The organism is Lactobacillus psittaci DSM 15354 (assembly GCF_000425905.1).
GTDB lineage: Bacteria > Bacillota > Bacilli > Lactobacillales > Lactobacillaceae > Lactobacillus > Lactobacillus psittaci.
The window spans coordinates 75,027-101,754 of the sequence record NZ_KE384474.1 but is presented as its reverse complement, the minus strand read 5'-3'; the positions used below and the strand labels follow the sequence as shown (position 1 = coordinate 101,754).

Annotated in this window: 33 protein-coding genes; 7 read left to right on the top strand and 26 right to left on the bottom strand. The window is 34.9% G+C overall.

Annotation, left to right across the window (positions count from 1 at the left end):
- Nucleotides 1-16: 16 nt before the first annotated feature.
- From secE to H628_RS0106615, 11 genes are all read right to left on the bottom strand, one after another.
- Nucleotides 17-187, bottom strand: coding sequence for a preprotein translocase subunit SecE (gene secE / locus H628_RS0106665; protein WP_027825764.1), 171 nt, complete (start codon nucleotides 185-187; stop codon nucleotides 17-19).
- Between the two features lie 4 nt (nucleotides 188-191).
- On the bottom strand, nucleotides 192-341 hold the full coding sequence (gene rpmG / locus H628_RS0106660; RefSeq protein WP_027825763.1) for a 50S ribosomal protein L33: 150 nt from the start codon (nucleotides 339-341) through the stop codon (nucleotides 192-194).
- A gap of 151 nt (nucleotides 342-492) precedes the next feature.
- A complete protein-coding gene (locus H628_RS0106655) occupies nucleotides 493-711 on the bottom strand; it encodes a P8 family protein (protein ID WP_027825762.1) in 219 nt (72 codons plus the stop codon).
- 41 nt (nucleotides 712-752) lie between these two features.
- Nucleotides 753-1,313, bottom strand: coding sequence for a sigma factor (locus tag H628_RS0106650; protein WP_034538436.1), 561 nt, complete (start codon nucleotides 1,311-1,313; stop codon nucleotides 753-755).
- A 101-nt stretch (nucleotides 1,314-1,414) separates the two neighbouring features.
- Nucleotides 1,415-2,170, bottom strand: coding sequence for a 23S rRNA (guanosine(2251)-2'-O)-methyltransferase RlmB (gene rlmB / locus H628_RS0106645; protein WP_027825760.1), 756 nt, complete (start codon nucleotides 2,168-2,170; stop codon nucleotides 1,415-1,417).
- A complete protein-coding gene (locus H628_RS0106640) occupies nucleotides 2,157-2,600 on the bottom strand; it encodes a Mini-ribonuclease 3 (RefSeq protein WP_027825759.1) in 444 nt (147 codons plus the stop codon). Before H628_RS0106640 ends, rlmB begins: the two co-directional genes overlap by 14 nt.
- Nucleotides 2,593-4,014: a cysteine--tRNA ligase gene (cysS, locus tag H628_RS0106635; protein WP_027825758.1), complete on the bottom strand. Its 1,422-nt coding sequence runs from the start codon at nucleotides 4,012-4,014 to the stop codon at nucleotides 2,593-2,595. Before cysS ends, H628_RS0106640 begins: the two co-directional genes overlap by 8 nt.
- A 95-nt stretch (nucleotides 4,015-4,109) precedes the next feature.
- Nucleotides 4,110-4,790, bottom strand: coding sequence for a Fic family protein (locus H628_RS0106630; RefSeq protein WP_027825757.1), 681 nt, complete (start codon nucleotides 4,788-4,790; stop codon nucleotides 4,110-4,112).
- 555 nt (nucleotides 4,791-5,345) lie between these two features.
- Nucleotides 5,346-6,845 (bottom strand): glutamate--tRNA ligase, encoded by a 1,500-nt coding sequence (gltX, locus tag H628_RS0106625; RefSeq protein WP_027825756.1) that lies wholly within the window; start codon nucleotides 6,843-6,845, stop codon nucleotides 5,346-5,348.
- A 74-nt stretch (nucleotides 6,846-6,919) separates the two neighbouring features.
- Nucleotides 6,920-8,296, bottom strand: coding sequence for a DNA repair protein RadA (gene radA / locus H628_RS0106620; protein WP_027825755.1), 1,377 nt, complete (start codon nucleotides 8,294-8,296; stop codon nucleotides 6,920-6,922).
- Complete coding sequence (locus H628_RS0106615; protein ID WP_027825754.1) at nucleotides 8,296-8,847, bottom strand: dCTP deaminase/dUTPase family protein; 552 nt, start codon at nucleotides 8,845-8,847, stop codon at nucleotides 8,296-8,298. The genes radA and H628_RS0106615 overlap by 1 nt, the downstream gene beginning before the upstream one ends.
- A gap of 104 nt (nucleotides 8,848-8,951) precedes the next feature.
- Between H628_RS0106615 and H628_RS0106610 the strand changes: the two genes are divergently transcribed.
- Nucleotides 8,952-9,248, top strand: a complete 297-nt coding sequence (locus H628_RS0106610; protein ID WP_027825753.1) for a GNAT family protein — start codon at nucleotides 8,952-8,954, stop codon at nucleotides 9,246-9,248.
- Nucleotides 9,249-9,306: 58 nt separating this feature from the next.
- Nucleotides 9,307-10,656 (top strand): aminopeptidase C, encoded by a 1,350-nt coding sequence (gene pepC, locus H628_RS0106605; RefSeq protein ID WP_027825752.1) that lies wholly within the window; start codon nucleotides 9,307-9,309, stop codon nucleotides 10,654-10,656.
- 51 nt (nucleotides 10,657-10,707) lie between these two features.
- Here pepC and H628_RS0106600 read toward each other — a convergent pair whose 3' ends face one another.
- From H628_RS0106600 to H628_RS0106575, 6 genes are all read right to left on the bottom strand, one after another.
- Nucleotides 10,708-11,643, bottom strand: coding sequence for an AAA family ATPase (locus tag H628_RS0106600; protein WP_027825751.1), 936 nt, complete (start codon nucleotides 11,641-11,643; stop codon nucleotides 10,708-10,710).
- An 88-nt stretch (nucleotides 11,644-11,731) separates the two neighbouring features.
- Entirely contained in the window at nucleotides 11,732-12,409 is a 678-nt protein-coding gene (locus H628_RS0106595) for a 2,3-bisphosphoglycerate-dependent phosphoglycerate mutase (RefSeq protein ID WP_027825750.1), read from the bottom strand.
- A 14-nt stretch (nucleotides 12,410-12,423) separates the two neighbouring features.
- Entirely contained in the window at nucleotides 12,424-12,588 is a 165-nt protein-coding gene (locus H628_RS07865; RefSeq protein ID WP_169449743.1) for a DUF308 domain-containing protein, read from the bottom strand.
- Nucleotides 12,589-12,590: 2 nt separating this feature from the next.
- On the bottom strand, nucleotides 12,591-13,481 hold the full coding sequence (locus H628_RS0106585) for a cation diffusion facilitator family transporter (protein ID WP_027825749.1): 891 nt from the start codon (nucleotides 13,479-13,481) through the stop codon (nucleotides 12,591-12,593).
- A gap of 8 nt (nucleotides 13,482-13,489) precedes the next feature.
- Nucleotides 13,490-14,170 (bottom strand): histidine phosphatase family protein, encoded by a 681-nt coding sequence (locus tag H628_RS0106580; RefSeq protein WP_027825748.1) that lies wholly within the window; start codon nucleotides 14,168-14,170, stop codon nucleotides 13,490-13,492.
- A gap of 48 nt (nucleotides 14,171-14,218) precedes the next feature.
- Entirely contained in the window at nucleotides 14,219-14,977 is a 759-nt protein-coding gene (locus H628_RS0106575) for a sulfite exporter TauE/SafE family protein (RefSeq protein WP_027825747.1), read from the bottom strand.
- 99 nt (nucleotides 14,978-15,076) lie between these two features.
- On the opposite strand from H628_RS0106575, the gene H628_RS0106570 reads away from it, so the two are divergent.
- The 5 genes from H628_RS0106570 to H628_RS0106550 all read left to right on the top strand — a co-directional run bounded on the left by H628_RS0106570 (nucleotide 15,077) and on the right by H628_RS0106550 (nucleotide 20,288).
- Nucleotides 15,077-15,649: a DJ-1 family glyoxalase III gene (locus tag H628_RS0106570; RefSeq protein WP_027825746.1), complete on the top strand. Its 573-nt coding sequence runs from the start codon at nucleotides 15,077-15,079 to the stop codon at nucleotides 15,647-15,649.
- A 109-nt stretch (nucleotides 15,650-15,758) separates the two neighbouring features.
- The gene (locus tag H628_RS0106565; protein ID WP_027825745.1) at nucleotides 15,759-16,934 is read left to right on the top strand and encodes an MFS transporter; all 1,176 of its coding nucleotides are present in this window, start codon (nucleotides 15,759-15,761) and stop codon (nucleotides 16,932-16,934) included.
- Between the two features lie 97 nt (nucleotides 16,935-17,031).
- Entirely contained in the window at nucleotides 17,032-17,568 is a 537-nt protein-coding gene (locus H628_RS0106560) for a GNAT family N-acetyltransferase (RefSeq protein ID WP_027825744.1), read from the top strand.
- A gap of 160 nt (nucleotides 17,569-17,728) precedes the next feature.
- Nucleotides 17,729-18,916 carry an MFS transporter gene (locus H628_RS0106555; protein ID WP_027825743.1) on the top strand — a complete coding sequence of 396 codons (1,188 nt, stop codon included), beginning with the start codon at nucleotides 17,729-17,731 and terminating at the stop codon, nucleotides 18,914-18,916.
- Between the two features lie 148 nt (nucleotides 18,917-19,064).
- On the top strand, nucleotides 19,065-20,288 hold the full coding sequence (locus H628_RS0106550; RefSeq protein ID WP_027825742.1) for an MFS transporter: 1,224 nt from the start codon (nucleotides 19,065-19,067) through the stop codon (nucleotides 20,286-20,288).
- Between the two features lie 226 nt (nucleotides 20,289-20,514).
- On the opposite strand, the gene rpsI is transcribed toward H628_RS0106550, so the two are convergent.
- The 9 genes from rpsI to rpsK all read right to left on the bottom strand — a co-directional run bounded on the left by rpsI (nucleotide 20,515) and on the right by rpsK (nucleotide 26,701).
- Nucleotides 20,515-20,910: a 30S ribosomal protein S9 gene (gene rpsI, locus H628_RS0106545; RefSeq protein WP_027825741.1), complete on the bottom strand. Its 396-nt coding sequence runs from the start codon at nucleotides 20,908-20,910 to the stop codon at nucleotides 20,515-20,517.
- Nucleotides 20,911-20,926: 16 nt separating this feature from the next.
- Nucleotides 20,927-21,364, bottom strand: a complete 438-nt coding sequence (gene rplM, locus H628_RS0106540; protein ID WP_027825740.1) for a 50S ribosomal protein L13 — start codon at nucleotides 21,362-21,364, stop codon at nucleotides 20,927-20,929.
- A gap of 102 nt (nucleotides 21,365-21,466) precedes the next feature.
- The gene (truA, locus tag H628_RS0106535; protein WP_027825739.1) at nucleotides 21,467-22,261 is read right to left on the bottom strand and encodes a tRNA pseudouridine(38-40) synthase TruA; all 795 of its coding nucleotides are present in this window, start codon (nucleotides 22,259-22,261) and stop codon (nucleotides 21,467-21,469) included.
- Nucleotides 22,261-23,058, bottom strand: coding sequence for an energy-coupling factor transporter transmembrane component T family protein (locus H628_RS0106530; RefSeq protein WP_027825738.1), 798 nt, complete (start codon nucleotides 23,056-23,058; stop codon nucleotides 22,261-22,263). The genes truA and H628_RS0106530 overlap by 1 nt, the downstream gene beginning before the upstream one ends.
- The gene (locus tag H628_RS0106525; RefSeq protein WP_027825737.1) at nucleotides 23,058-23,909 is read right to left on the bottom strand and encodes an energy-coupling factor transporter ATPase; all 852 of its coding nucleotides are present in this window, start codon (nucleotides 23,907-23,909) and stop codon (nucleotides 23,058-23,060) included. The genes H628_RS0106530 and H628_RS0106525 overlap by 1 nt, the downstream gene beginning before the upstream one ends.
- Entirely contained in the window at nucleotides 23,885-24,739 is an 855-nt protein-coding gene (locus H628_RS0106520) for an energy-coupling factor transporter ATPase (protein ID WP_027825736.1), read from the bottom strand. The genes H628_RS0106525 and H628_RS0106520 overlap by 25 nt, the downstream gene beginning before the upstream one ends.
- Nucleotides 24,740-24,914: 175 nt before the next feature.
- Entirely contained in the window at nucleotides 24,915-25,298 is a 384-nt protein-coding gene (gene rplQ, locus H628_RS0106515) for a 50S ribosomal protein L17 (RefSeq protein WP_027825735.1), read from the bottom strand.
- 26 nt (nucleotides 25,299-25,324) lie between these two features.
- The gene (locus H628_RS0106510) at nucleotides 25,325-26,266 is read right to left on the bottom strand and encodes a DNA-directed RNA polymerase subunit alpha (protein WP_027825734.1); all 942 of its coding nucleotides are present in this window, start codon (nucleotides 26,264-26,266) and stop codon (nucleotides 25,325-25,327) included.
- A 45-nt stretch (nucleotides 26,267-26,311) separates the two neighbouring features.
- Nucleotides 26,312-26,701, bottom strand: a complete 390-nt coding sequence (gene rpsK, locus H628_RS0106505) for a 30S ribosomal protein S11 (RefSeq protein WP_027825733.1) — start codon at nucleotides 26,699-26,701, stop codon at nucleotides 26,312-26,314.
- Nucleotides 26,702-26,728: the final 27 nt, after the last annotated feature.

Here is a 26,728-nt window from a genome sequence, read left to right as displayed (position 1 = left end):
CTTTGGCATTAAGCTATTACATAAAAGTTGAAGTTAAGTAGCTAAATACCCAATCAAGTGCACCTAAAAATAGGGCAAAAAGCACTGAAGTTACAATAACAACAGCTGTGTCGCGCCGATTCTGTTTTGCACTTGGCCAATGAACTAACTTCATCTCATGGCCAACGCCTTTAAAGAACTTAAACATTAAGTTACCTCGTTTCCTTATGTAAGGTCATTTTTTTACAGTGTTTACAAAACTTTTTAATTTCAAATCTAACTGTGCGAGTCTTACTTGCAGCAATTGAGTAGTTTCGCGAACCACAAACTGTGCAAGCTAAAGCTGCTTTTTTTACTGCCATAATCTCACCTTCCAAACTGTAATTATACTAGCAAAATTTTTAGTTTTTCGCAATTAATTGTTTTAAAACAAAAAACTACCAAGCAACGCTCAGTAGTCTTTTTGGTGGATAAACATGCGTATCCACCGGTCGTAGAATTATTTAGTTGGTCTTATTTCTTAAGATTTTCGTTGACGAAGGCTTCAATTTTATCGTCGGAGTCTTTCAAGAAAGGAAGCATATCTTCCTCAGTCTTAAGGGTATTTTTACCATTCTTTTCCATGAAGTAGTTCCAAATTGCGTCTCTTACAGGAATGTTTGAGTCGCTCCAGTCGAAAACTTCTTTCATGTGACGGTCCAACAATCTTGTCTTTAAAACATCTTCTGTCATCTTAAAATACCTCCTAATTAATTTCTACAATTCTTATTTTACTACTTTTTTGCAGAATCAGTTAAAAAATAGCTCTTCATTTTTCTTTTTACCCTTGCTTGGGCTCTTTTTAGTATTTTTAGTTCAATATTTAGTTTTTTACTAGATTCTTCTAAATCATAAATTCCCAATAAACTCATTAGACCAATTAGTTCTAAATATGATAATCTTTGGATAAATTGTTGAAATTCAAGATTACTTGGAATAATTGGCTGATTAAAGCTGGGCTCAGAAATAAGGCCCAATTCCTGCAGATTTTCATAAGAGTAAGTTAAATATTTGGCACGACATTTTGCAAATTCATATCGTAATAGATTTTTAGCATGATTTTGTAAACGCATTTTAAAGAAGTTTCCAAAGCTACGTCCTTTTTCGGCTTGATAAAGCTTCGCTGATTCTACACATAGAATAAAAGCCTCTTGTTCCCAATCTTTGGTGTCCAGATCTTTAAAGTAATAATGACCACCAATTGAATGAACTAGAGGCAGATATTTTTGAAAAATTTCTTTTAAAGCCACTTCATTTCCAGCATTAATTTGTTCGATTAATTTTTCTTCAGTCATACTGTACCTCCTAATAACAAGGCACAGTTTACTGAATTATCTTAAACAAACTAAAGCGAACTAATGTCTGATGAAAGAATGTATATTTTTATGTTATCTTTTTATTTTACAAGCGGATGAGTTGTGTTAAGCATTTGATAAAGAAGCACACCCGTTGCCACACTGGCATTTAGTGATTGAACGTGTCCAATCATCGGAATCGTTAATGTTTGATCCATTTGTTTTAAAAGCAGTGGACTAATTCCTTTTCCTTCATTACCAATAACTAAGACGCTTTTCCCTTTAGCATCCCATGTACGGTAATCTTGGCCTGACATTGCTGTACCAAATACCCAATAGCCAGCTTTTTTCAATTGTTTCACTGTTTGGACCAAGTTATTTACCCGGCAAACTGGAACGTGATCAATGGCTCCAGTTGAAGTTTTAGCAACTACACTAGTTAAGCCACTAGCTCGGCGCTTAGGAATAATAACTAAATCGACTCCAGTAGCATCGCAAGTTCTCAAAATTGATCCTAAGTTATGAGGATCTTCAATTGAATCCAGCATCAAAATAAATGGATTTTCTTTAGTAGCTAATTTTTCTAAGCTTTGGTCTAGGTCTGCATATTCAAAACTTGAAATAGCTAAAACTAGTCCTTGGTGATTACCAAAATCAACTAACTTATCTAGCTTGTTTTTTGGTGCTTCTTGCACAACTAAGTGCTTTTTCTTAGCTAAGCCATAAACTTGATTAGCAAAGTCCTGTTGTACTCCATTTTGTAAAAAGATTTTGTTAATTTTACCAGCATCTTCATTTTTTAAGAAATCAATTCCAGCATGTCTACCAAAAACAAAATCACCTTTAACTGAAGTCATACTTGTCAATTCCTCCTGCTTCTACTTGTTGAATACACCAATTAGCTAATTCACTGATTCGCTCTTGTTGATTGAGCAACTCTAAATAGCCAAATACTGCTTCAAAGCCTGTGGATAGCTTATAAGTTGCTAACTTGGTATTTTTAGCATGGGTATAACTTTTAGCGTTACGTCCCCTCTTAAAAGTAGCAAATTCCTCAGCTGTTAATAGATTATCTTCTTGCATCTTGGTAATCAAGCTAGCTTGCGCTTTGGCAGAAACGTAGTGAGTCGCATCTCTTTGCAAGACTTGTGGTCGCACAACGCCGCCTTTAATCAAATGCCGCCGAATATAAATTTCATAAACAGCATCCCCCAAATAAGCCAAAGTTTGTCCATTTAAGGTATCTGGATTTATTTCTTTTTCAGTTAATTGCTTAATTTTATTCACGTCTCCATCTCGTTCCTTGTTTGGTATCTTGCAAAATAATGCCCATCGCTAGCAATTGATCTCGAATTGCATCACTAGTGGCAAAGTCTTTATTTTTACGAGCTTCATCACGTTTTTTAACTAGTGCATCAATTTCAGCATCATCGTCACCTGATTTTTCAGCAGTTAATTTATCCACATCTATTCCAAAAACACTCATAAAATCAGTTAAATCAGCTAAGAATTGCTTTAAGCTAGCTAGATCAGCTAGGTCTTGACTAGCATTTTTATTAGCAAAAGTCATTCCGTCATAAACTGCAGCTAAAGCATTTTGCACATTAAAGTCATCATCCATTGCTTCTTTAAAGGCTAAACGAGTATCTTCAACCTTTTCAGCGAATTGACTATCTGCTTTTTGATTTGAATCATTTAACCGGCTCTTAATTGTCAAAACAGTATTCTTTATTCTGTCTAAAACATTTTCTGCTTGCGCTAGATTCTCTTCAGAATAGTTAATTGGCTTACGATATTGCACACTTGCCATGAAAAAGCGTAATACTTGTGGATCAATTTTTTTCAAAATGTCATGTACAGTCACAAAATTATGGAGTGACTTCGACATCTTTTGTTCATCTTTACCCACAGTCACAAAGCCATTATGCATCCAGTAATTCACAAACTTCTTACCAGTTTTAGCTTCACTTTGGGCGATTTCATTTTCATGGTGAGGAAATTCCAAGTCTTGGCCACCGCCATGAATATCAATCGTATCACCTAAGTACTTTGTAGACATCACGCTACATTCGATATGCCAACCGGGTCGACCCTTACCCCAAGGAGAATCCCAAGCAATTTCATCATTTTGTTTTTGCTTTTTCCACAAGGCGAAGTCAATTGGATCTTCTTTTTTAGCAAATTCTGCTTCATTAACGTGCTGACTTGCACCTTCTTCAAGACTAGCAATATCTTGATCACTTAATTTACCATAACCAGTAAATTTTTTAGCGCGGTAATACACATCACCATCAACTTCATAAGCAAAGCCCTTATCAATCAAAGTCTTTATAAAAGCAATAATATCTTTGATTTCTTCCGTTGCTCTAGGGTGAAGGGTAGCTGGTTCAATATTTAACGCAGTAGTATCTTCCATAAAGGCATTAATATAACGCTTAGCTAATTCTGGGACCGTAATTCCTTCAGCACGCGCTTCATTAATCATCTTGTCGTCAACATCAGTAAAATTAGAAACGTATTTTACGTCAAAGCCCTTATATTCTAAGTAGCGCCGAATTGTATCAAAGGCAATACTTGAACGGGCATTTCCAATATGGATGTAGTTATACACAGTTGGTCCACAGACATACATGCTAACTTTGCCTGGAACAAGCGGTTTAAATTCTTCTTTTTGGCGGGTCAAAGTATTATAAATTTTCATTTGTTTACCTTCCCTTTTGAACTTCTCTTGTTACTATTCTACCAGATGATAGAAAAAAAGAGGCATTTGATTATTTATCAAATGGCCTCTTTAACCTAGTTACTTTTTCTAGCATCTAAGCCTTTTATCCCGTTTTGATATGTCCATAGTTTAATTTCTGTCATATCACCACTCTTATAGTAAGCACTAATCAATTCATTCCAAGTTTCCCACTTACTTAAAGGAACATTGATTAAGCCAGCTCCACCATCAATCATAATTTTATTAGCTGTTAACATAGCTGTTCTTTTATTACCATCCCAAAAGATTTGGTTTCTCATATTGTGATATAAAATAGTCAATGCCTTATCAGTAGTACTTATTTGAGCAGATAAGGTGGAAAGTAAAAAATCACGTTCTTGTTTAATATCAACATCAGGTGGCGTAAATGACTCACCTTGACCTAAGTAAACAGAACCCTGCCCCTCTCGAAAATTTCCCGGATCTAAAGAATCTCTAGCTGCAACAATTTGATTGATTTTTTGTTCATATTCTAAAGTTAGGACATCTTTACTACTAGTAATAAAATTCCAACCACGTTTTAAGTCAATGATAACATTAATATCATCAATACTAACGCCACTAACTCCCATCCCTGCTAATATCGTCTTAGTCTGGGGTAACGTTGTATTAACGCCTTCAAAACGGGCATCTGTATGAATTAATTCTGCAAAATTACTTCTAGCAAATCTGATATTTTCATCCTTGGTAAAAGCATATTTATCTTTAAAGTCCATTGCTTAGCCTTTCCAAAACTTTCTTACTAGGTCCTATTCTACCAGATGATAGAAAAAAGAGGCATTTGATTATTTATCAAACAACCTCTTTAATCTAGTTAGTTAGATTTTTAATTTTTACATTTAAACTAGTATATATACCTAGTGTAGAAAAAACAACTATCAAAATATTAGCAATAATTGTTACCCAGCCACTCCAAATTAAGTAATCGACCAATAAAAGAACATATGGAATACAAATTAAAACATTCCACCAAGACAATCTAATAACATGTGTTTTAAAATTAGCTATCCTATACATCCCAAGTGTACTTGGGACACAAAGAGCTATATTACATAAAATTTGAAATAATGTGGTATCTGCTAAATAGGATATGGTTAAGGCATTAAGTATAACCATGCAAATAAACAAAATGGTTGTGCGTTCTTTTTTTATTATTCTATCCTCATTTCTACTATTCTTCTATCTAACTTAAGTATATCAAACTAGAAATTTATTAGCTGTCATCACACTTTATCCACAAAAAAATCGCGTCTTTCAACGCGATTTTTTCATTATAAACCTTGCTTAGTCATTTCAGATAAAGTCAAATCAATATTGTGTTCAACCTTATCCTTACCCATCAATTCAATAGCTTCACCAATACCAGGGCCAACCATTGAACCAGTAGCAGCAATTCTAATTGGCATAAAGAGCTTTCTACCCTTAACGCCAGTAACTTTTCTAGTAGCTTGAATTGCATTCATAACTTGAACAGCAGTATAGCGTGGTACAAGGTCAAGTTGCTTTCTGAATTCTTCAATTACAACGCGACCTTCATCATTCTTGATTTCTTCAACTTCTTCTTCGGTCAAAGCTTGCTTATCTTCAAAGAAGATATGTGAGAAATCAACAATTTGCTTAGTGTAAGACATTTGAACTGAGTAAATGTTAACCAATTGACGTACCCATTCCATCTTTTCTGGAGTAATGTCTTTATCCACTAAGCCTGCTTCTTGCAAGTTGTTAAGTGCTAAATCAAGCAATTCATCTCTATTAGCAGTCTTAACATATTGGTTGTTTACCCATTCAAGTTTCTTTTCATCAAAGGCAGCAGGTGACTTTGATAAACGCTTAGGATCAAAGTCCTTAATTAATTGTCTTTGTGAGAAGATTTCACTTTCACCAACTGGTGACCAACCAAGTAAAGTAATGAAGTTAAACATTGCTTCTGGTAAGTAACCAAGGTCACGGTATTGTTCAATAAATTGCAAAACTGATTCATCACGCTTAGAAAGCTTCTTACCAGTTGCTGCGTTGATAATCAAAGTCATGTGACCAAACTTAGGTGGTTCCCAGCCAAATGCTTCATAAACAACTAATTGCTTAGGAGTATTAGCAATGTGGTCATCCCCACGTAAAACGTGAGTCATTTCCATCAAGTGGTCATCAATTACAACGGCAAAGTTGTAAGTAGGCATTCCGTCACGCTTTTGGATGACGAAATCACCACCGATAGTATCACTTTCAAAGCTAATGTGACCCTTAACGATGTCATCCCATTCATAAGTTCTACCCTTAGGAATGTGAATTCTAACAACTGGCTTAAGGCCTTTTGCTTCAGCCTTTGCTTGAGCTTCCTTAATTTCGTCAGCTGTCATATCTTGATATTCGTATACGTAGTGAGGTGCAATACCCATAGCTTTTTGCTCTTCACGCTGAGCTTCAAGCTCTTCTTCAGTCATGTATGAGTAGTATGCCTTACCTTCGTCAAGTAATTGTTGAATGTACTTGTTGTAAATTTCTTTTCTTTCTGATTGACGGTATGGGCCGAAGTCCCCACCCTTATCAGGACCTTCATCCCAGTCAATACCTAACCAGTGAAGGTTTTCCATTTGTGATTTAGAACCACCTTCAACGTTTCTTGCAGTGTCAGTATCTTCAATTCTTAAAATGAAAGTACCCTTGTTGTGACGTGCAAACAAGTAGTTGAATAAAGCAGTTCTTGCATTACCAATATGTAAGTGTCCTGTTGGGCTTGGTGCATATCTAACCCGAATTTTTTGTTTAGCCAAAATACATGCCTCTTTCACTAAAAATTAGTAGTTAACTTCTTCATTTTACGCATATTATAGGAAAAGTTCAAACCCTATCCAAAAACAAGTTTTAATGCCTGTGCAACTGTAGCTACTGGAATTACCTCAATACCAAGGCTAGCAAACTTTTTTTGCATATTAAATTTAGGGATAAAAATCCGTTTAAATCCGACTTTTTCTGCTTCTGCAATTCTGGATTCGATTTTATTAACCCGTCTAACCTCACCAGTTAAACCAACTTCACCAATAAAGCAATCTTCTGATGGGATTTCTGCATTCTTATAACTAGAGCTAACTGCCATCACAACAGCTAAATCAATTGCTGGCTCAGTTAATTTAATTCCGCCTGTTGTAGTAATATAAGCGTCTTGATTTTGAAGCATTAAATTGCCACGCTTTTCTAAGACAGCTAAAAGCAAAGCTGCCTTGTTATAATCAATTCCACTAGTAGTCCTTTTAGCATAACCAAAAGCAGTTGGTGCAACCAAAGCCTGCACTTCCGCTAAAATTGGCCTAGTTCCTTCAAGCGAAACTGCTACACAAGAACCAGTTGAATTAGGTAAACGCTCATCTAAAAAGATGGAAGATGGATTTGTAACTTCTTTTAAACCAGTATTTTCCATCTCAAACATCCCAATTTCGTTGGCTGCACCAAAACGGTTCTTAACTGAATGTAAAATCCGATAAGCATGATGTTCATCACCTTCAAAATAGAGCACGGTATCAACCATGTGTTCTAAAATCTTAGGCCCAGCAATCGCGCCTTCTTTAGTCACATGTCCAATAACAAAAATAGTAATTTGATCAATTTTAGCGATATGCATTAATTCACTCGTAACTTCACGGACTTGTGAAGCTGAACCCACCATTGAATCAAGACTAGGTTCATTCATTGTTTGAATTGAGTCAATTACGACAAAATCAGGCTTTAAATCATCGATTTGGTCACGGATATTGTTCATATTTGTTTCAGGATACAAATACATCCCGCTATTACCAACTCCAAGTCGATCTGCTCTAAGTTTAATCTGGCTAGCTGACTCTTCCCCTGAAACATATAGAACTTTATGATCATCAGCTAGAGTTGCCATAATTTGAAGCATTAAAGTGGATTTTCCAATACCAGGATCACCACCAATTAAGACTAATGAACCTGGAACAATACCACCACCTAAAACACGATTTAATTCAGTAAATTTAGTTGGAATACGACTTTCTTTTTCCGCCTTAACTTTGCTTAAATTAACCGCCTGATTTAAGCCAGTCGCTGAAATCAAACGACTAGCGGTTTGCTTAGTTGAAGCTTTTTTAACTTCTTGAACTTCCTTTTCAAATTGATTCCAAGCACCACAATTAGGACATCTGCCTAAATATGAAGCTGAGATATAGCCACAAGATTGACACTTATAACGAGTCTGTGTTTTCGCCATTAATTTTCACCTTTCAACATCGTTGAGCCGAAACCACCAATACGTTCACGCTTAACTGGTTGATCATTATCAGTTTTGAGATATTTCATAAAAATTCCTTGGGCAATCCGATCTCCCTTGTGAATATGCAAAGGTCGAACGCCATAATTAAGCACTTGTACCATTAATTCGCCCTCATTATTTGGATTATTGTAGTAGTCACTATCAACTACCCCAATTCCATTTGGCAAATTCAAAAAACGTTTAACAGTATTAGAAGAGCGATTAGCAATAATTAACATTTCATCTTCTGGCATATAAGCCTTAATTCCAGTATGAATCATAGTTGGCTTTAAACATTTTTCGGCAAATTCAAAATCTTGTTCATTTAATTCGTGACCATTACGGATTAAGCGAAATATTCTGACAAAGTTTAAACACCAAATGCTTGGAATTACCACATCTTCAGCTGCTTCCAAATCGTATCCAGCACTAGCTAAAGTTTGGCGCTGAGGTAACTTAATTCCCTGATTTTCATACTTAGTACAAATTTCGAACCCTCTAGTTTTCATTCGTTACTCCTTTGTGAGTTAGTTGTTTATTATATTATAGATGCTTACTATAATATAATACGTAAAGAAATCAAATTTTTACTTTTTTTGAAAGAAGGATAAAAATGTTTGTCCACGATAAACTAGCACATAACTTTTATGAAGACTCTCAAATTGGTGCGCCTAATTACCGTCTTCATTATCATTTAATAAAAAATGACAAAGTAATGGCAATTGATCATGTTTTCGTTAATCCCGAAATCAAAAATCCCAATACTGATAAACTAATTGAAACTGCAATCAGTTGGGCTAAAGAGCATAAACTAATGATTATGCCACTAGGACCTACTATCCTAGCCTACTTTCAAGAAAATGAGACCAAGCTTGCTAAAATTTGGTATAAAAAACAAACAAATGAATAGACTATAACTTTTTTCTAAGATAAAATAAATATATCGTTGCTTTTTTAGGAGGGAAATTATGACTAAAGAAATTTCACAAGCTACAATTGATAACTTTAAGGCAGACTTTGCCAGTCGTAAGGATGCTCGCATTGCTGCTCGTGCTGCCCAAACAAATGGGATTTTTAAAGCTAGTCAAGATACTCAAAGTAAGATTGATTTAAATCCAACTTTTTCAGTAGAAATTGATACTGGAACAGTTGCTGATCAAAAGGCTTCAGGTCGTTGCTGGATGTTTAGTGCTTTAAACACTATGCGTCACCCTTTACAAAAGAATTTCAAGATTAAGGGCTTTGAATTATCTCAAAACTATACTAACTTCTGGGATAAGTTTGAGAAGTCTAATTGGTTCTTTGAAAATGTAATTGCTACTGCTGATAAAGATTTAGGCGATCGTAAAGTATCCTTCTTATTTGCTACCCCACAACAAGATGGTGGTCAATGGGATATGCTCTGCGGTTTAATTGCTAAATATGGTATTGTTCCTAAGTCAGTTTATCCTGAAACTTTCAGTGCAACTAGTTCAGCTGCCTTAAATGACACTTTAAATACTTTACTTAGGAAAGACGGTTTAAAGCTTAGAGAACTTGTTAACGCTGGTAAGAATGAATCCGAAATTGAAGCTGCTAAAACTGAAATGCTTAATGAAGTCTTCCGCGTTTTAGCAATCGCTTTAGGCGTTCCACCTAAGAAGTTTGATTTTGAATATCGCGATGATGACAAGAATTACCATATTGATCGTGATCTTACTCCACAAGACTTCTTCAAGAAATACGTTGGCTGGAACTTAAGTGATTACATTTCAACTATCAATGCTCCAACTAGTGATAAACCTTTCCACAAGGTGTTTTCAGTTGAATACTTAGGTAACGTTGTTGGTGGTCGCCAAGTTCGTCACCTTAACTTGCCAATTGATGAAATGAAGACTTTAATCATTAAACAACTTGAAGCTGGAGAAGTGGTATGGTTTGGCTCAAATGTTGTTAAGGATTCTGAACGTAAAGCAGGTTTACTTGATACCAATATTTATCGCCGTGATGAATTATTCGATGTTGACTTCTCAATGACTAAGGCTGAAAAACTTGATACCGGTGAAAGTTTAATGGATCACGCCATGGTTATTACTGGTGTTGATTTAGTTGATGGAAAGCCAACCAAGTGGAAGATTGAAAACTCATGGGGTGAAAAGGCTGGATTTAAAGGCTACTTCGTTATGAGTGATGCTTGGTTTAATGCCTTTGTTTACCAAGCTGTTATCAACAAAAAGTTCTTATCAGATGAACTTAAGAAGACCTTCGAAGAAGGTAGCAAAGACCCAATTCAATTGTTACCATGGGACCCAATGGGTGCTTTAGCAATGGACTTTTAATTAAAATTAATACTAATAAAAAAGACTTCACTACTTGTGAAGTCTTTTTTATTACCAAATATGTAACAAGCGCGTATTATCAAGCTTGCTCAAATTAAATTGGTGAACATGTTGTTGCTTATTTTCAGGAAATTCTTTGACAAAATCAGCTAAATTGAAAAGTCCTGTTGAATATGTCCAAACACCTTTGACTTTTCTAATTGGATCCAGCATTTCATTTCTTACTGGATATGCTGAAATCAAAAAATGCTTGTGGTGGAACTTAAAGACAAAGAATGGGAGCTTAAAGTCTTCAACAACCTCTTCCCGAGTTTTACCAATTGTGACAACATTACGGTAAGTTCCATATTTTTCCGTAAACTTATCATTAAATGAAAAGTAAAAATTAGAAATATGCACATGTGGAAAATCTGCTTCATCAACCCCATCTGGAACTGCAATCACATGTTCAAAATGATCTAAATTACTTTCTCGTTGTGAAAGGGCCCGCTCCATTTGATTTGGTGTAATCATTTTAGCCCAATCAGGTACTTCAGGATGAGCCTTATAAGTTTTATACATTTGGGTAACAACTTCAGGTTTTACCCAATCATAATGCATTCGAGTTTGATTACGCTTAAGTAGATTCTCCAAAGTATTATTTTGCATTAAATCTACTACAAATAACTCATAGCGATATTTATCAACTAATGGCTTAAAATGTTCAATTGCACTTGGGGCAATATGAGTCCCATCAACAATTACCGTTTCACCATAAGACATTTTGTGTTCGACTAGATTATCAACTAACTGTTCAGTTCGAACATTAACATGCCGCGGAATCACTTGATGCAAGTAGTCAGCTTCTTTTTCATAGTAAACAGTCAAATCCGCTAAAAGCAAGCGAATTGAATCACGACTAATTGCATACGGCTGTAAGTGATGGCGGGCAATGAATGAGGATTTTCCTGAACCTGGAGCACCTCTTAATAAGAAAATTTTGCGCATTGCTTATTCTCCATCTAATTTGATTAAAAATATAAACACTCATTACGATTCTACCATAAATTGTGCGTTTTTATGATGATAAACTCAATTAGCTTAAAATTTTCTTGTCTACAATTTTTAAATCTGAATCCATGGTATAGACAATTGGCTCAGCATTAGGTACTTCTAGATTCAAAATTTCTTTATTATCAATCTGTTCCAACTTTTTAATTAAGGCACGCAAACTTGAACCATGAGCCACAATTAATTGATCTTGTCCTAATAACAAGTGGCTAGCAACTTGCCCATAGTAATATGGCATTAGGCGTTTTTGCGTTTGATGCAGGCTTTCAGCCTTGGGTAAAATATTAGGATCAATTGAATCATATCGACGATCATTTAAACTATCTTTCGCTAATGGGGGCACTTCATCAAAACCACGTCGCCATTTTTTTATTTGATTATTACCAAAAATCTCTCGTGCCTTATCTTTATTAATGCCTCTTAGCGCACCATAGTGTCTCTCATTTAAGCGCCAAGTTTTGGTGATTGGCAAATACAAAATATCATTAATCTCACTAATGATATTTGCCGTTTCAATTGCTCGAGATAGCAAAGAAGTATGGATATGAGTGGGATTAAAATTTTCTACTTGCTTGATTAATTCACCTGCACGCTTTGCTTCTTCAATTCCTCTTTTACTCAATCCAATATCATTCCAGCCAGTAAAAATATTTTCTGCATTTGCAATACTTTCACCATGTCTAACTAAAACAAGTTTTACCATTATCAAGTTCCCATCTAAAATAAGGCTAAAATTCCACCAACAAATAAAATCGCTCCAAAAATCAAATATGCCTTAAGTCCACGCTTATTAGTTGGTTGATGTCTTCGATTATAGTAAAAAGCCATATCATAAATCCCCATAATTAATAGTATGGCCGCTAAAAAAAATTTGTTTTGCATCCTTAATCATCCTTATTTAAAACAATCATCTTTTCTTTAATTCCACGTTGGCATTCTGCCTGTAAAGTAACATGGTTAATCCCCAGTTTAGTTTTTAACTCCTGCCCAATTTTCGAATATAATTGTTCAAGCTGAATTACACTCATTTTTTCTGTCACATTGACATGGGCATCCATCATGATGAAATCATCACTATAGCGCCACACATGTAAATGGTGCAGATTAGTTACCTCTGGAAATGAAAGAACAATTTTTTTAATTTCTTCTAAATCAACATTGGGGTTTGACTCCATCAAAATATTGGCTGCTTTTTTTGTAATTTTATAAGCCTCAAACATGATAAAAATTGAAACTAGCAATGTCATTAGTGGATCAACTAAATTACTTTTCCAAAAATAGATAATTACGGCTCCAATTACTACTGCGATACTCGACAATGCATCTGACATCATATGCAAAAAAGTAGCTCTTACATTCAAATTATGTTTAGCCCCACTGCTCATTACTAACATCGAAACTCCATTAGCTAATAACCCAATCAAGGCAATAATCAACATTAAGCGTCCCTTAACAGGTTGAGGGTTAGTGAATCTTTCAAAAGCTTCTAGCATCAAAAGAAAACTAACAACTAGGAGAACTACACCATTAGTAAATGCTGCCAAAGTTTCTGCTCTTTGATAGCCAAAAGTTTTGTGCTTGTCTCGATCTCGTTGCCCAATTAAGTGTGCTACAAATGAAATAATGATAGCTGCAACATCACTCAAATTATGGACTGCATCTGATAATAAGGCTAGCGAGCCTGAAAGAATTCCACCTAAGAATTCCGAAATTGTAATAACAATATTTAGTAAAGTTACAAAAAGATATTTACTAGTGATCTTGTTGTGTTTCATGATTACTCCTAAAAGTCTTCTGCTTTAATATTGTAATCAACAATTTCAAATTTTCCATTATCATTCAATATTCCCCGGGTAATACTTCCATTATCCGGAAATGCTATATCATGAATTCCATCACTATTTTTCCAATACTTAATGGCTAAAGTCTTGATAAAATCGCCATGTGACACTAGTAAAACACGATTTTCATTAATAGTCTCTTCTTGCAACTTTTTGATTGCTCGAATCATTCTGGTATTAAGTTCATCATAATTCTCAGCTAAATGTCTTGGATCTGCAGCTTTAGTTGCTTCTCTAAATTTATATAATCCGAGCTGATTGATAATTTTTTGCACATCTTTTTCTTTGCCGATACCTGCTTTTTGGCTAATACATTCCCAGGTTTGATCAATATCATCCCCTTCAAATGAGCCAAAAAAGACTTCCCGAAATTCTGGTAACTTTTTGATTTTACCAATTTCAGAAACTTCATTTGCATCTTTCATTAAATGAACCGTATCAATTGCCCGTTTTAAATCAGAAGAATACATATTATCAAAATGAATTTGAGATAAAGCTTCTGCTGTCTTCTTTAAATCATTGATACCTTTAATTGTTAAAGGGGAATCGGCCCAACCTTGCACCTTGTTCAACTGATTGAACATTGTTTCACCATGTCTAATTAAATATACTTCAGTTGTCATTTAAATCCTCCTTTACGTTAATTCTATTTTATCATGAAAATTGGCAAGTTATAGATAAGCTTGATAACCTAAGTAAATTGCCAATATAATTGCAAAAGTAAATGTAATAATCCTTACTTGTTTTAAAGGTAAGTATCGAATAATAATCTGACCTAGATATCCACCAATTGCCAATCCAATTGCTAGTGGAATTGCTTTATCCCAAAAAACACTTTTGTTAAACAAAAAAACTAGCAAGGCCACTAAATTACCAAGTGATCCGATAATATTTTTGACAGCATTAACAGTAACAAAGTCATCATTTGAAACAGCCATTAAAACTATGAGCATTAAGACTCCTGAAGCTGCGCCAAAATAACCGGTATAGATACCTGCAATTAACATCCCCATCTGGCTAATAAGAATGCCCATTTTCCCACTTATCTTTTTACTAAAGGTTGCTTTTTTACCGCTAACTAAAAACAAGAAAGCACTAAACAAAACAAAGAATGGAACTAATTTTTCGAATATTTTACTAGGAAAGATTACAACTAAAAAACTACCAATTAAAGCACCAATTAAAATCAAAACAATATACGCTAAATACTTTTTCCAACTTTTTTTCAGCTCTTTTACTGATGAAACAGCTGCTCCTAGTCCAGTAAAAATTAGGGCTGCAGTATTAGTAATATTAGCATAAATTGGTGCAACTCCACTTAAAAGTAAGGCTGGATACGAAACAAGTGAAGCCATACTTGATACCACTGAGACAATTCCTGCGATAATTCCAGCAAATATTAAAAAGGTAAATATTAAAACTTCATGCATTTTTTATCAATCCATTCTTTTCAATCTTTCTGGTTAAAATTTGGCTATAAACTGCGTACAATAAACTATAGATAATTTTATCAAAGAAAGGATTAAGTTATGAAAAAAGTTGCTGTAATTTTTGCAGATGGTTGCGAAGAAGTTGAAGGTTTAAGTCAAGTTGATGTTTTACGTCGATTAGGTTTGCAAGCTGATATGGTTGGTTTAGCAAGCAAAGAAGTCTTAGGTGATCACCAGATTAAATTGACCTGTGACAAGGTTGTTGATGATAGTTTACTTGATTATGATTTAGTCTCCTTCCCTGGCGGACTAATTGGAGCCAAGAATTTAGCAGCAAGTCAAAAGTTAGCTGAAATAATGCAAAAGCGTCACCAAGCTGGCAAATGGATTGCTGCGATGTGTGCAGCACCAATGGCTTTAGGAAAATATGGTCTTTTAGCTGATACTGATTTTACTTGTTATCCCGGGTTTGAAGATGAAATCACAGCTGATTGCCCAACCGGAAGATTTCATGAAGATATTGTCGTTACTGATAAGAAGCAAAAAGTAATTACTAGCCGTGGTCCTGCCACCGCTTGGGCTTTTTCATATGCTCTTGCAAATGCTTTAGGTGTTGAAACTGCTGAACTTGAAAAAGGAATGCTTTACAACTACTTAAAAGAAAATATTTAGTATTGAAAGCTGGCTTTGCCAGCTTTTTTACATTTACATTTATTTGTCCCATCATTAAAATGAGAATAATATCTTTTCTTAACCTTAATACTAGAGAGGACTATTTATGATGAAATATCGAATTCAAGCGATTTTATTCGTACTAGTAGCTTTTATGCTCGGTTGCAACGAATATATGATAGTTGGAGTTTTACCTAGTATCTATCAAGATTTAGGAGTACCGTTATCATTATTGGGACTTCTAGTAACACTTTTTGCACTAGTTTACTCAATTTGCACTCCTATTATTTCAATTCTTTGTACCCGCTTTAAACGTCATAATGTTTTATTCGTACTTTTAGCAATTTTTTTATTAGCAAATACCTGGACAGCCTTAGCTCCAGATTTTATTTCACTTTTACTTTCTAGAATTTTATCAGGTTCAACTGCTGGAGCAATTATTTCAATAACGATTATCATGGCTAGTTTTATCGCTCCACCTGCTAAAAGGGCTAGTTTAATTTCTTGGGTTTTTGCAGGCTTTAGTATTGCCAATGTTGCTGGAGTTCCAATCGGTAATAAAATCGCTGAGCTAGGTTCATGGCGAAACAGCTTTTGGATGGTTACTATTTTAACCATTATAATTTACATTGCTTTATTCTTTTTCGCTCCTCGTAATACTCCACAAGCAAAAGCCAAAACTAAGACCGATAAACATCCCCAAGAAGGCGGTGCAGCTTTCATTAAAGATAGGCGTACCATCTTAACTTGTCTCTTTATTGTTTTTGTTTGTGCAGCTCAATTTAGTTACTATACCTATATTACCAAGATACTTACAGAATCAATGGGATTTAAAACTGAGCTTTTGTCACCATTACTTTTTATTTTAGGTTTTGTTTCTATTATCGGAAATAAAATTGGTGGCTATATCGCTGGACGGGGCAATATGAAAGATATTCCTTGGTTATATTTATTCATGGCGATTGCTTTAGTTGTAACAGGCTTTACCATGCAATTACGAATTTTTGCCTTTATTTTAATTGCACTTATATGTATCGTTAACTGCTCATATGGTTCAAGTGTTACTGTATTTCTATTAGATATCGCAAGTCACTCATACCCACAAGCTTTAGATTTAGCTTCATCACTTAATCCCGTTTTTTCTAACGTGGGAATTGCAGTTGGATCATTAGTAGCTGCTCAAGCAATCAACTTTATTTCTATTGCTCAAATTGTATTTATTTCAGCAATTTTCGCCTTTATTGCCTTTGTTCTTGCTATGACAATCAAATATCTTATTCACTAAAAACAGCCTTACAAGGCTGTTTTTTTGCATATTATTATGATTCTAGTTATAAATATGATTAGATAGTATTAACATTTATCAATTAGGAGGTATTATTTTGAGTTTAGTATTTATCGAACCAGCAAAGTTATCAGACTTAGATGATATTATGAAGATAATCAATTCATCCAAGAAGTTTTTAAAAGACTCCGGTAGTAATCAGTGGCAAAACGGCTACCCCGATGAAGCAGTTATTAAACAAGATATTACCAACGAAGATGCTTGGATTTTAAAAGTAGATGGGCAAACTGCAGGCTACGCAGCTATTATTATCGGTGAAGAACCTACTTACGCAGAAATTAGCCATGGTTCTTGGGAAAATAATAATGACCCTTATGCAACAATTCACCGCTTAGCAATCAGCAGTGAATATCGTGGGCAAAACTTATCAGGTCTTATGATAAGTAACTTAATTTCGGCAATGAGGGTTAAAGGGATTGAAAACTACCGCATTGATACTGCTCCTGTTAATAAAATCGTCCAAAGGATTGCTGAAAAAAATGGATTTGTATATCGTGGAATGATTGAAGTAGACAATGAACCAATTGATCCAGAACGCGTAGCATATGAACTTAATTTGAGAAAATATGAATAAAATATCTGATTAAAAAGATTACCGCCAAAGGCTATCAATTTATTGATAGCTTTTTACATTTTTTCCAGATATTTTTTTAGATATTACGCTTTATTTTCAGGACTTAAGCGGGTAAACTTGGTTAGTATACTTTGCTACGCAATACAAAGGAGATAGAGCATTGAAATATAAATTACAGTCAATCATGTTCGTTCTAGTAGCTTTTATGCTCGGTTGCAACGAATACATGGTAGTGGCGGTTTTAGAAAATATTAGCGCAGATTTAAAAATCCAAATTTCACTTTTAGGTATTTTAGTTACTGTCTTTGCTTTCGTTTATTCTATATGTACGCCAATTATATCTATTGTTTTTGCACACGTTAAACGTCATTTAGTGCTATTTGGACTTTTAAGTGTATTTATTACTGCTAACACCTTAACTGCTCTAGCACCTAACTTTTACGTACTTATTATTTCCAGAATTTTAGCTGGTGCAACTGCTGGTTCGATTATTTCAATTACAATTATCATGACCAACTTTATTGCTCCACCTGAAAAAAGAGCTGGCTTAATTTCTTGGGTATATTCTGGTGCTGGTATTGCCAACTTGCTTGGTGTTCCTGTTGGAAATAAGATTGCTGAACTCTTTTCTTGGCGTTATAGCTTTGCCTTGATTACTATTTTGAGTGTAGTTGTCTTACTACTTTTAATTTCCTTGGCACCTAGAAACACACCACAAATCACTGCAAAAAACACTAACAAGAATACTGAATCTATTCATAATACTGATAAGCAAGACTTTATTAGAGATATCAGAGTTATTTTAACTTGTTTATTTATTGTTTTCGCATGTGCAGCACAATTTAGTTATTACACATATATTACTAAGTTGCTTACTAAATATATGAAATTTAGTCCTGCATCCGTATCAACATTGCTTTTCATTTTAGGGGTTGTAGCAATTATCGGTACTAAACTAGGTGGTTTCTTTGCTGATCATGGTAATATGAAAAACATGCCTTACTTGTATCTTTTCATGACACCAGCTTTAATTATTGTTGGATTAACCATGCACATTAAACTACTTTCATTTATTCTTGTAGCATTAATGGTTATTGTAAGTAATTCATTTGGTTCAAGTGTTACTGTATATCTGCTTGATATTGCCAATAACCATTATCCTGATGCTTTAGACTTAGCTTCATCATTAACGCCTGTATTTTCAAATGTGGGAATCGCCATTGGCTCTTTAGCCTCATCACTTGCTATTCCATATTTGACTTTAGGACATGTTGTTTTTGTATCAGCTATCTTTGCTGCTTTTGCATTAATTACGACTATACTACAATTAAAGCAAAAAAGTATTTAGTTAAGAAGTGGATTTTATCCACTTCTTTTTTTTGCACAATTTTTACGCCAACTTCATATAATATTTTGAAACCTCTTTGATTTAATTACTATTTCCCGGTAAACTAGTATATGTTGTTTTCAACAATACAATTAAAGGAGATAGTACATTGAAATATAAGATTCAATCAATCTTGTTCGTTTTAGTTGCTTTTATGCTTGGCTGTAATGAATATATGATTGTTGGAGTGCTGAAAGATATCCATAGTGATATGGGAACTCCTCTTGCAACTTTAGGAATCCTAGTTACCTTATTTGCATTGGTTTATTCATTCTGTACCCCATTCATTTCATTATTAAGTGCACGTTTTAAACGACATAATGTTTTATTCGGATTATTAGTAATTTTCCTAATTGCTAATACCTGGACTGCTATTGCACCTAACTTTTTCCAATTACTTCTATCCAGAATTTTTGCAGGTGCAACAGCCGGCTCTATTATTTCTATCACCGTTGTGATGGCTAGTTTTATCGCTCCACCAGAAAAGAAAGCGGGATTAATTTCTTGGGTATTCGCAGGCTTTAGTATTGCTAATGTTGCTGGTGTACCTATTGGTAATACCATTGCTCAGGTATTTTCTTGGCGGGATAGCTTCTGGATGGTCACTATATTGACCGTTATTATTTTTGCCTTGCTTTTCGTTTATGCACCAAGAGATACCCCACAAAGTCATGCTGGTACTCCGGAAGAAGCAGCTAAAATTGCTAATGATCGTAAGAAGTATATTATTCACCCTATTACTGTAACTAACGCCTTATTTATTATTTGCGTTACTGGTGCACAATATAGTTTTTATACATATATCACTGAAATTATTACTAAGTACCTTCACTTTACAGATTCAGTTCTAAGTATTCTTTTATTTATTCTTGGTTTTGTATCAATCCTTGGTAATAAACTCGGTGGATACTACGCAGACCGCGGAAATATGCAAGATATTCCATTTTTATACCTTATCATGCCAGTGGCATTAGTCTTAATTGGTTTATTAATTAATTTAACTAGTCCCAATAACTTCCCATTAGCATTTGGAATTATTGCATTTATCTTGATTGCGGTTGTCTGCATCGTTAACGTTAGTTATGGGGCTAATGTAACTGTGCTCTTCCTTGATTTAGCAAATGCTGAGTTCCCAGGTGCTCTTGATTTGTCATCAACATTCAACCCAGTATTTTCAAACCTTGGTATTGCAGTTGGTTCATTTGTTTCCTCAATCGCAATAGGAACAGGATGGTTTAATATTGGAAATATCGTATTTATTTCAGCAATCTTTGGTTTCTGCTCATTAGCACTAGTATTAAGACTTAAAAGATTAACCAAAGAAAATATATAAAAAAGTCCGTGAGAATTAATCTCACGGACTTTTTTACTACATTATCATAGAGCTAGATTTTCTAAAATTTCCTTTCTTATAACGCGCTAAAAAGCTCCTTACATGTAATTTTATCAATATATTAATTAATCTAATATACAAAATATCTTGCTGATAAGGCGTAAACCTAAAACAAAAAAGCATCCCATATGGGATGCTTTTGGTAGCAGTAATCTTGATAATAAGATTAACGCTTTGAGAATTGTGAAGCTTTTCTGGCTTTCTTCAAACCTGGCTTCTTTCTTTCCTTCATTCTTGGGTCACGAGTCAAGAGACCAGCCTTCTTCAAAGGACCACGGAAATCTGGGTCAACTTCAAGAAGAGCACGAGCAATACCATGACGGATTGCACCAGCTTGACCTGAGAAACCACCACCGTTAACATTAACAAGAACGTCGTATTGACCTTCAGTTTCAGTTAATGTTAAAGGTTGCTTCATATCCTTAACCAAGTTAGGGAAAGGAATGTATTCAGTAACATCTTTCTTGTTAACAGTAATTTGACCGTTACCTGGTACTAAACGAACGCGCGCAACAGAATTCTTACGGCGACCAGTTCCAGCGTATGCAGCTTGTTGTGCCATTGTTTAACCTCCTTGATTATTTGTTGATTTCTAATACTTCGGGCTTTTGTGCTTCGTGCTTGTGATCAGCACCTGCATATACGTGCATCTTTAAGAATTCTTGGTGACCAAGAGTGTTCTTTGGAAGCATACCCTTAACTGATAATTCAACTAATCTTACAGGGTTCTTAGCTAACAATTCGCCAGCTGAAACAGCTTTTAAACCACCGCGGAAATCTGAGTGGTGGTAGTAAATCTTATCAGTAGCCTTCTTACCAGTCAACTTTAATTTAGCTGCGTTGATAATGATAACATTGTCACCAGTATCAACATTTGGTGTATATTGAGGCTTGTTCTTACCTCTTAAAATAGTGGCTACAACAGTTGATAAACGACCTAATGCGATATCAGTTGCATCGATAACATACCACTTACGTTCAATTTCACTAGTTTTTGCTAATGGTGTAGTACGCAATTTAAATTCCTCCGTTTTTTTGCAGTTTGACAAACAATAAGTTTCCGGGGCCTATCGTGGACAAACATACGTAGTTTATGATACTTGCTTTGAGGCATAATGTCAATCTTTTTTCTTGTCTAATCGATATTTCTCAGGTACTTCTTCATAAAAAACATGATAGAGATAGAGACCACTTGCTGGAGCAGTATTTCTTACTTCTTGTCGGTCTTTAGCAGAAATTACCCGGCGTAAATCATGAACAGGTCGTCTTTCATTTCCAATTTCTAATAAAGCTCCAACCATAATTCTGACCATATTATATAAAAAACCATTTCCGATAAAGTCAAAAACAATTTCATGCTCTTCTGGCTTTTCCCAAACTTTTACATAATAAATTGTTCTTACCTTATCAATAATTTGACCACCACTTGCCGCAAATGAAGTGAAATCGTGTTCTCCGAGCAAATCTTGAGCTGCTTCTTGCATTAAATGTAAATCTAACTTATAAGGATAATGGCCGGTATAAAACCGTTTAAAGGGATCTACAAAGTGATCTAAGCTAACTATATATCGATACCATTTTCCTTTAGTGGAATATTGCACATGAAAATTTTCATCAACAATCTCTGCCTCTTTAAAAATAATATCAGTCGGCATCATTGAATTTAAAGCTAAAATCATTTTATCAGCTGGAATAAAAGATTTTTGTATAGGGTAATCAAAGTGAATAACTTGTCCTAAAGCGTGGACTCCTGCATCAGTTCTTCCAGAACCATGAACTATCACTCTTTTTCCTTTTGTCATTTTCTCTAAAGCCTGCTCAATGACTCCTTGAACTGTACGCTGATGTGGCTGAATTTGAAAGCCATGAAAAAGATGACCATCATATTCCATTGTCATTTTATAGCGAACCATTAATATCTCCTAAATACCATTAATAATATTGTTAACGTCATGAAAAAGCCTAAATTATATAAATCATACTTAGACCAGGCTAAGGTCCTATAACGGGTTCGACCTTCACTTGATCGATATCCCCGTGATTCCATTGCTGTTGCCAAGTCAATTGCTACTTCTAATGAGTTAATGAATAAAGGGACTAATAAAGGTACAATAGCCTTAATTCTTTGAATTAAATTTCCACTGCTAAAGTCAGCACCACGTGCTCTTTGAGCATTCATAATTTTAACTGTTTGATCAAAAAGAGTTGGTACAAAACGCAATGCAATTGACATAATGAGGGAAATTTCAGCTACAGGAACTTTAAAAATTTTCAAAGGTGACATTATCCATTCAAATGCTGCAGCTATTTCAAGTGGCATTGTGGTGAGTGTCATTACTGTTGAGATTAAAATTATTAAGCTAAAACGCAAGAAGATATATATTGCATTTACTGTCCCCATCGTTGAAATCGAAAAAATCCACCATTGCCAATATATTTTACCGCTTGGTGCAAAAAATAATTGAAGTAAGCTAGTAAAAAGAATCAGTCCCAATAATGGCTTAACTCCATCCCAAAACATTTTTACTTTTAATTTAGTGAAATAGATACTAAGTAAAGTAAAAAAAGTAACAATTAAATATGACTGCCAATTATTAGCTAGAAAAATCACGAAGATAAATAAAAAAGTTGCAATAATTTTTCCACGTGGATCCATTCGATGAATGATGGAATCACTTGGAATATAACGTCCTATAATTATTTTGCTCATCATATCACCAGATTCTTTTTAATTCCTGCTATTAACTCCTCCATTGTCAAAGGATTTTTACTAAAAGTAAATCCATGTTTGACTAAATTCTGAGCAAATAAACTGGTACTTGGCTCATCTAAATGATGCTGCTTAAGCCAAGCAGAATCTTGGAAGATAATTTCCGGAACATCATGTTTAATTAACTGCCCATGTTCCATAACTAAAACATCATCAGCATAATTAGCAACATCATCCATATTATGAGTAACTAAAATAACCGTATGTCCGGATAATTGATACTCTTTGAAGAGTTGCATCATTTCTTTCCTACCTTGAGGATCAAGTCCAGCCGCAGGTTCATCTAAGCATAAAACTTTTGGTTCATATGCCATAACACCAGCAATTGCAACTCTTCTCATCTGTCCACCAGATAAATCAAATGGGGATTTGCTGGCTATTTTTTTATCTAGCCCTACTTTTTCTAACCACTTATAACTTAAACTCTCTGCAGCTGCTTCATCAAAGCCAAAATTCTTAGGACCAAATTCGATGTCCTTTATAACCGTACTTTCAAATAATTGCGCTTCTGGAAATTGAAAAACTAGACTTACATTTTTCCTAAGTCTTTTTAAATCCCTATTTTTTGTCTGATTATTAACTACAAAATCATCAACTCTAATTTCACCATTTGCTGGCTTTAACAAAGCGTTGAAATGTTGCATTAAGGTTGATTTCCCACTACCTGTATGTCCAATTAATGCAATAAATTTGTTATCTTTAAGAGTAAAACTAACATTATCAAGTCCTTTTTTAGCAAAAGGAGTCCCTGGTTCGTATACATAACTTACTTTTTCAAACGTAATTGGCATAAACTTTTCACCAACTTTTCTTCAGTATCTAAATTTGGACTTAGTGGAATTCCTTGTTGCCTAAGTGCATTTTGAACTTGGAACACAAAAGGTAAATCGAGTCCAGAATTTTTTAGCAACTCACTATTAGCAAAGATATTTTTTGGTTTATCATGCTTAATTAATTTACCATCATCTAAAACTAAAATATCATCTGCTAAAGTAGCTTCATCTAAATCGTGAGTAATTGAAATGACTGTTAAGTCATTATCATCTTTAACTTGTTTGACCAAATTCAAAATATCACGTTTTCCCTCTGGATCAAGCATTGATGTTGACTCATCTAAAATAATTATTTTTGGTTTTACTGCTAAAATACCCGCAATTGCAACACGTTGTTTTTGACCACCTGAAAGCTGACTCGGTTCCGTATCGTAATAATCACTCATTCCAACTTTATCAATTGCATCTGGCACAATTTTTAGCATTTCACTCCTTGGAATTGCACGATTCTCTAATCCAAAAGCCACATCATCTGCGACACTACTTCCAACAAACTGGTTATCAGGATTTTGAAATACAATACCAATATTATCACGTATATTCCATAAATTCGTTTCATTTAATTCAATTCCATCAATAGTTATTCTAGTAGGATCTTTTTTATCCTCATCTGGAACGAGTAATCCATTTAAAAGTCTGGCAAGCGTTGATTTTCCACTACCATTATGGCCAATAATTGCAGTCCATGATCCAGCCTTAATATTAAAATTTAAATGATCAAGTGCTGGACGTTCACCATCATGATAAGTAAAAGTTAAGTTATGAACTTCAATAATGTTCTTTTCCATGTCAACACCTCGTTCTTTCTGACCTACTCATTGTAACAGAAAAAAGGATAAAAAAAATCATCCATGGAGAGGGATGCTCTACATCTAAGCTAGACTAAGCCTATTGGCCATCATCTTGACGCTTATTCTCACTTCCATGAATAATTCTTAATAGCTATTAAGTTAATGTGTGGAATTAAACTAATTCCAAGATAACCATTGGTGCACCGTCACCACGACGAGCGTTAGCAAGTTTCATAATACGAGTGTAACCACCATTACGATCCTTGTAACGAGGTGCAATATCGCTAAACAATTTTTGTAAAGCTGACTTTACAACAACTGCATCATTTTCTTCTTTAACATCAGCAATTTCGTTACGAACGAAAGCTGCTGCTTGTCTTCTTGCACTAAGATCTCCGCGCTTACCTAAAGTAATCATTCTTTCAGCAGTCTTACGAATTTCTTTAGCACGAGCTTCAGTAGTCACGATACGTTCGTTAATGATTAATTGAGTAGTCATTTCACGAAGCATTGCTTTTCTATGTGCACTGTCGCGACCTAATTTACGATATGCCATAAGTTTGCCTCCTTATATACAAATCCCTAATCTTCATCACGAAGAGAAAGACCAAGATCTGCAAGTTTGTTTTTAACTTCTTCTAATGATTTACGTCCCAAGTTTCTTACGCGCATCATATCTGATTCACTCTTGTCAGTTAATTCTTGAAGAGTGTTAATACCAGCACGTTTCAAACAGTTGTAAGAACGAAAAGAAAGATCGAGCTCTTCAATAGTCATTTCAAGTCTGCGTTCTTTCTTATTATCTTCCTTTTCAACCATTACTTCGCCACCGAAATCAGTTTCAGCATCAGAAAATTCAAATACTTTAAAGTGTTCAACTAAGATTTTAGCAGCAAAACTAAGGGCGTCACTAGGTGTGATTGAACCATCAGTCCAAACCTCTAGCGTAAGTTTATCGTAGTCGTCTCTCTTCCCTACACGAGTACTTTCGACTTGGTAGTTAACCTTTTTGATCGGTGAAAAGAGTGAATCAACAGGAATAACTCCGATAGGCATGTCCTCTGTCTTATTTTCACTTGCTGAAACATAACCACGACCAGTTTTAACTGCAAGTTGCATGTGCAAGTGACCACCTTCAGCAATACTACAAATGTATTGATCAGGATTTAAAACAGTAACATCAGAGTCTACCTTTAAATCACCAGCAGTGACAGTAGCTGGGCCTTCTACATCAAGTTCAATGATTTTTTCTTCATCAGCAACAGACTTTAATTCAAGCTTCTTAAGGTTAAGAATAATCTTGGTAACGTCTTCACGCACGCCTGGAACTGTTGAGAACTCGTGTAAAACGCCATCAATTTGGATGTAAGAAAGTGCCGTACCAGGGATTGAAGTAAGCAACACTCTACGTAATGAGTTACCTAAAGTGGTACCAAATCCACGTTCTAATGGTTCGACAACAAACTTACCGTATGCTTCCTCTTGGTCAACAACGGTAATATTTGGTTTTTCAAATTCAATCATTACTGGGCCCCTTTCAAAACGTAATGTCCATCAAACCGGACAATATTAGACACGACGACGTTTTGGTGGTCTGGAACCATTGTGTGGTACAGGTGTAACATCACGAATAGCAGTAATTTCAAGACCAGTAGCTTGAAGTGAACGGATAGCTGCTTCACGACCAGCACCAGGACCTTTAACAGATACTTCTACGTGCTTCATACCTTGATCCATTGATGACTTTGCAGCAGCTTCTGCAGCCATTTGAGCTGCAAATGGAGTAGACTTACGACTACCCTTAAAGCCTAATGCACCAGCAGATGACCAAGCAACTGCGTTACCTTGTACATCAGTAATCATAACTAAAGTGTTGTTAAATGTTGAGTGAATGTGAGCCACACCAGATTCAACATGCTTCTTCACACGACGCTTACGTGTGTTTTTCTTTGCAGGCATTAATAAACCTCCTCTTTACTTAGATTA

Excerpts from the sequence above, each read along its gene's own strand:
- secE (WP_027825764.1), bottom strand. The coding sequence starts at position 187 with ATGTTTAAGTTCTTTAAAGGCGTTGGCCATGAGATGAAGTTAGTTCAT.
- rpmG (WP_027825763.1), bottom strand. The coding sequence starts at position 341 with ATGGCAGTAAAAAAAGCAGCTTTAGCTTGCACAGTTTGTGGTTCGCGA.
- H628_RS0106655 (WP_027825762.1), bottom strand. The coding sequence starts at position 711 with ATGACAGAAGATGTTTTAAAGACAAGATTGTTGGACCGTCACATGAAA.
- H628_RS0106650 (WP_034538436.1), bottom strand. The coding sequence starts at position 1,313 with ATGACTGAAGAAAAATTAATCGAACAAATTAATGCTGGAAATGAAGTG.
- rlmB (WP_027825760.1), bottom strand. The coding sequence starts at position 2,170 with ATGACTTCAGTTAAAGGTGATTTTGTTTTTGGTAGACATGCTGGAATT.
- cysS (WP_027825758.1), bottom strand. The coding sequence starts at position 4,014 with ATGAAAATTTATAATACTTTGACCCGCCAAAAAGAAGAATTTAAACCG.
- H628_RS0106630 (WP_027825757.1), bottom strand. The coding sequence starts at position 4,790 with ATGGACTTTAAAGATAAATATGCTTTTACCAAGGATGAAAATATCAGA.
- radA (WP_027825755.1), bottom strand. The coding sequence starts at position 8,296 with ATGGCGAAAACACAGACTCGTTATAAGTGTCAATCTTGTGGCTATATC.
- H628_RS0106615 (WP_027825754.1), bottom strand. The coding sequence starts at position 8,847 with ATGAAAACTAGAGGGTTCGAAATTTGTACTAAGTATGAAAATCAGGGA.
- H628_RS0106610 (WP_027825753.1), top strand. The coding sequence starts at position 8,952 with ATGTTTGTCCACGATAAACTAGCACATAACTTTTATGAAGACTCTCAA.
- pepC (WP_027825752.1), top strand. The coding sequence starts at position 9,307 with ATGACTAAAGAAATTTCACAAGCTACAATTGATAACTTTAAGGCAGAC.
- H628_RS0106600 (WP_027825751.1), bottom strand. The coding sequence starts at position 11,643 with ATGCGCAAAATTTTCTTATTAAGAGGTGCTCCAGGTTCAGGAAAATCC.
- H628_RS0106595 (WP_027825750.1), bottom strand. The coding sequence starts at position 12,409 with ATGGTAAAACTTGTTTTAGTTAGACATGGTGAAAGTATTGCAAATGCA.
- H628_RS07865 (WP_169449743.1), bottom strand. The coding sequence starts at position 12,588 with ATGCAAAACAAATTTTTTTTAGCGGCCATACTATTAATTATGGGGATT.
- H628_RS0106585 (WP_027825749.1), bottom strand. The coding sequence starts at position 13,481 with ATGAAACACAACAAGATCACTAGTAAATATCTTTTTGTAACTTTACTA.
- H628_RS0106580 (WP_027825748.1), bottom strand. The coding sequence starts at position 14,170 with ATGACAACTGAAGTATATTTAATTAGACATGGTGAAACAATGTTCAAT.
- H628_RS0106575 (WP_027825747.1), bottom strand. The coding sequence starts at position 14,977 with ATGCATGAAGTTTTAATATTTACCTTTTTAATATTTGCTGGAATTATC.
- H628_RS0106570 (WP_027825746.1), top strand. The coding sequence starts at position 15,077 with ATGAAAAAAGTTGCTGTAATTTTTGCAGATGGTTGCGAAGAAGTTGAA.
- H628_RS0106565 (WP_027825745.1), top strand. The coding sequence starts at position 15,759 with ATGAAATATCGAATTCAAGCGATTTTATTCGTACTAGTAGCTTTTATG.
- rpsI (WP_027825741.1), bottom strand. The coding sequence starts at position 20,910 with ATGGCACAACAAGCTGCATACGCTGGAACTGGTCGCCGTAAGAATTCT.
- truA (WP_027825739.1), bottom strand. The coding sequence starts at position 22,261 with ATGGTTCGCTATAAAATGACAATGGAATATGATGGTCATCTTTTTCAT.
- H628_RS0106530 (WP_027825738.1), bottom strand. The coding sequence starts at position 23,058 with ATGAGCAAAATAATTATAGGACGTTATATTCCAAGTGATTCCATCATT.
- H628_RS0106525 (WP_027825737.1), bottom strand. The coding sequence starts at position 23,909 with ATGCCAATTACGTTTGAAAAAGTAAGTTATGTATACGAACCAGGGACT.
- H628_RS0106520 (WP_027825736.1), bottom strand. The coding sequence starts at position 24,739 with ATGGAAAAGAACATTATTGAAGTTCATAACTTAACTTTTACTTATCAT.
- rplQ (WP_027825735.1), bottom strand. The coding sequence starts at position 25,298 with ATGGCATATCGTAAATTAGGTCGCGACAGTGCACATAGAAAAGCAATG.
- H628_RS0106510 (WP_027825734.1), bottom strand. The coding sequence starts at position 26,266 with ATGATTGAATTTGAAAAACCAAATATTACCGTTGTTGACCAAGAGGAA.
- rpsK (WP_027825733.1), bottom strand. The coding sequence starts at position 26,701 with ATGCCTGCAAAGAAAAACACACGTAAGCGTCGTGTGAAGAAGCATGTT.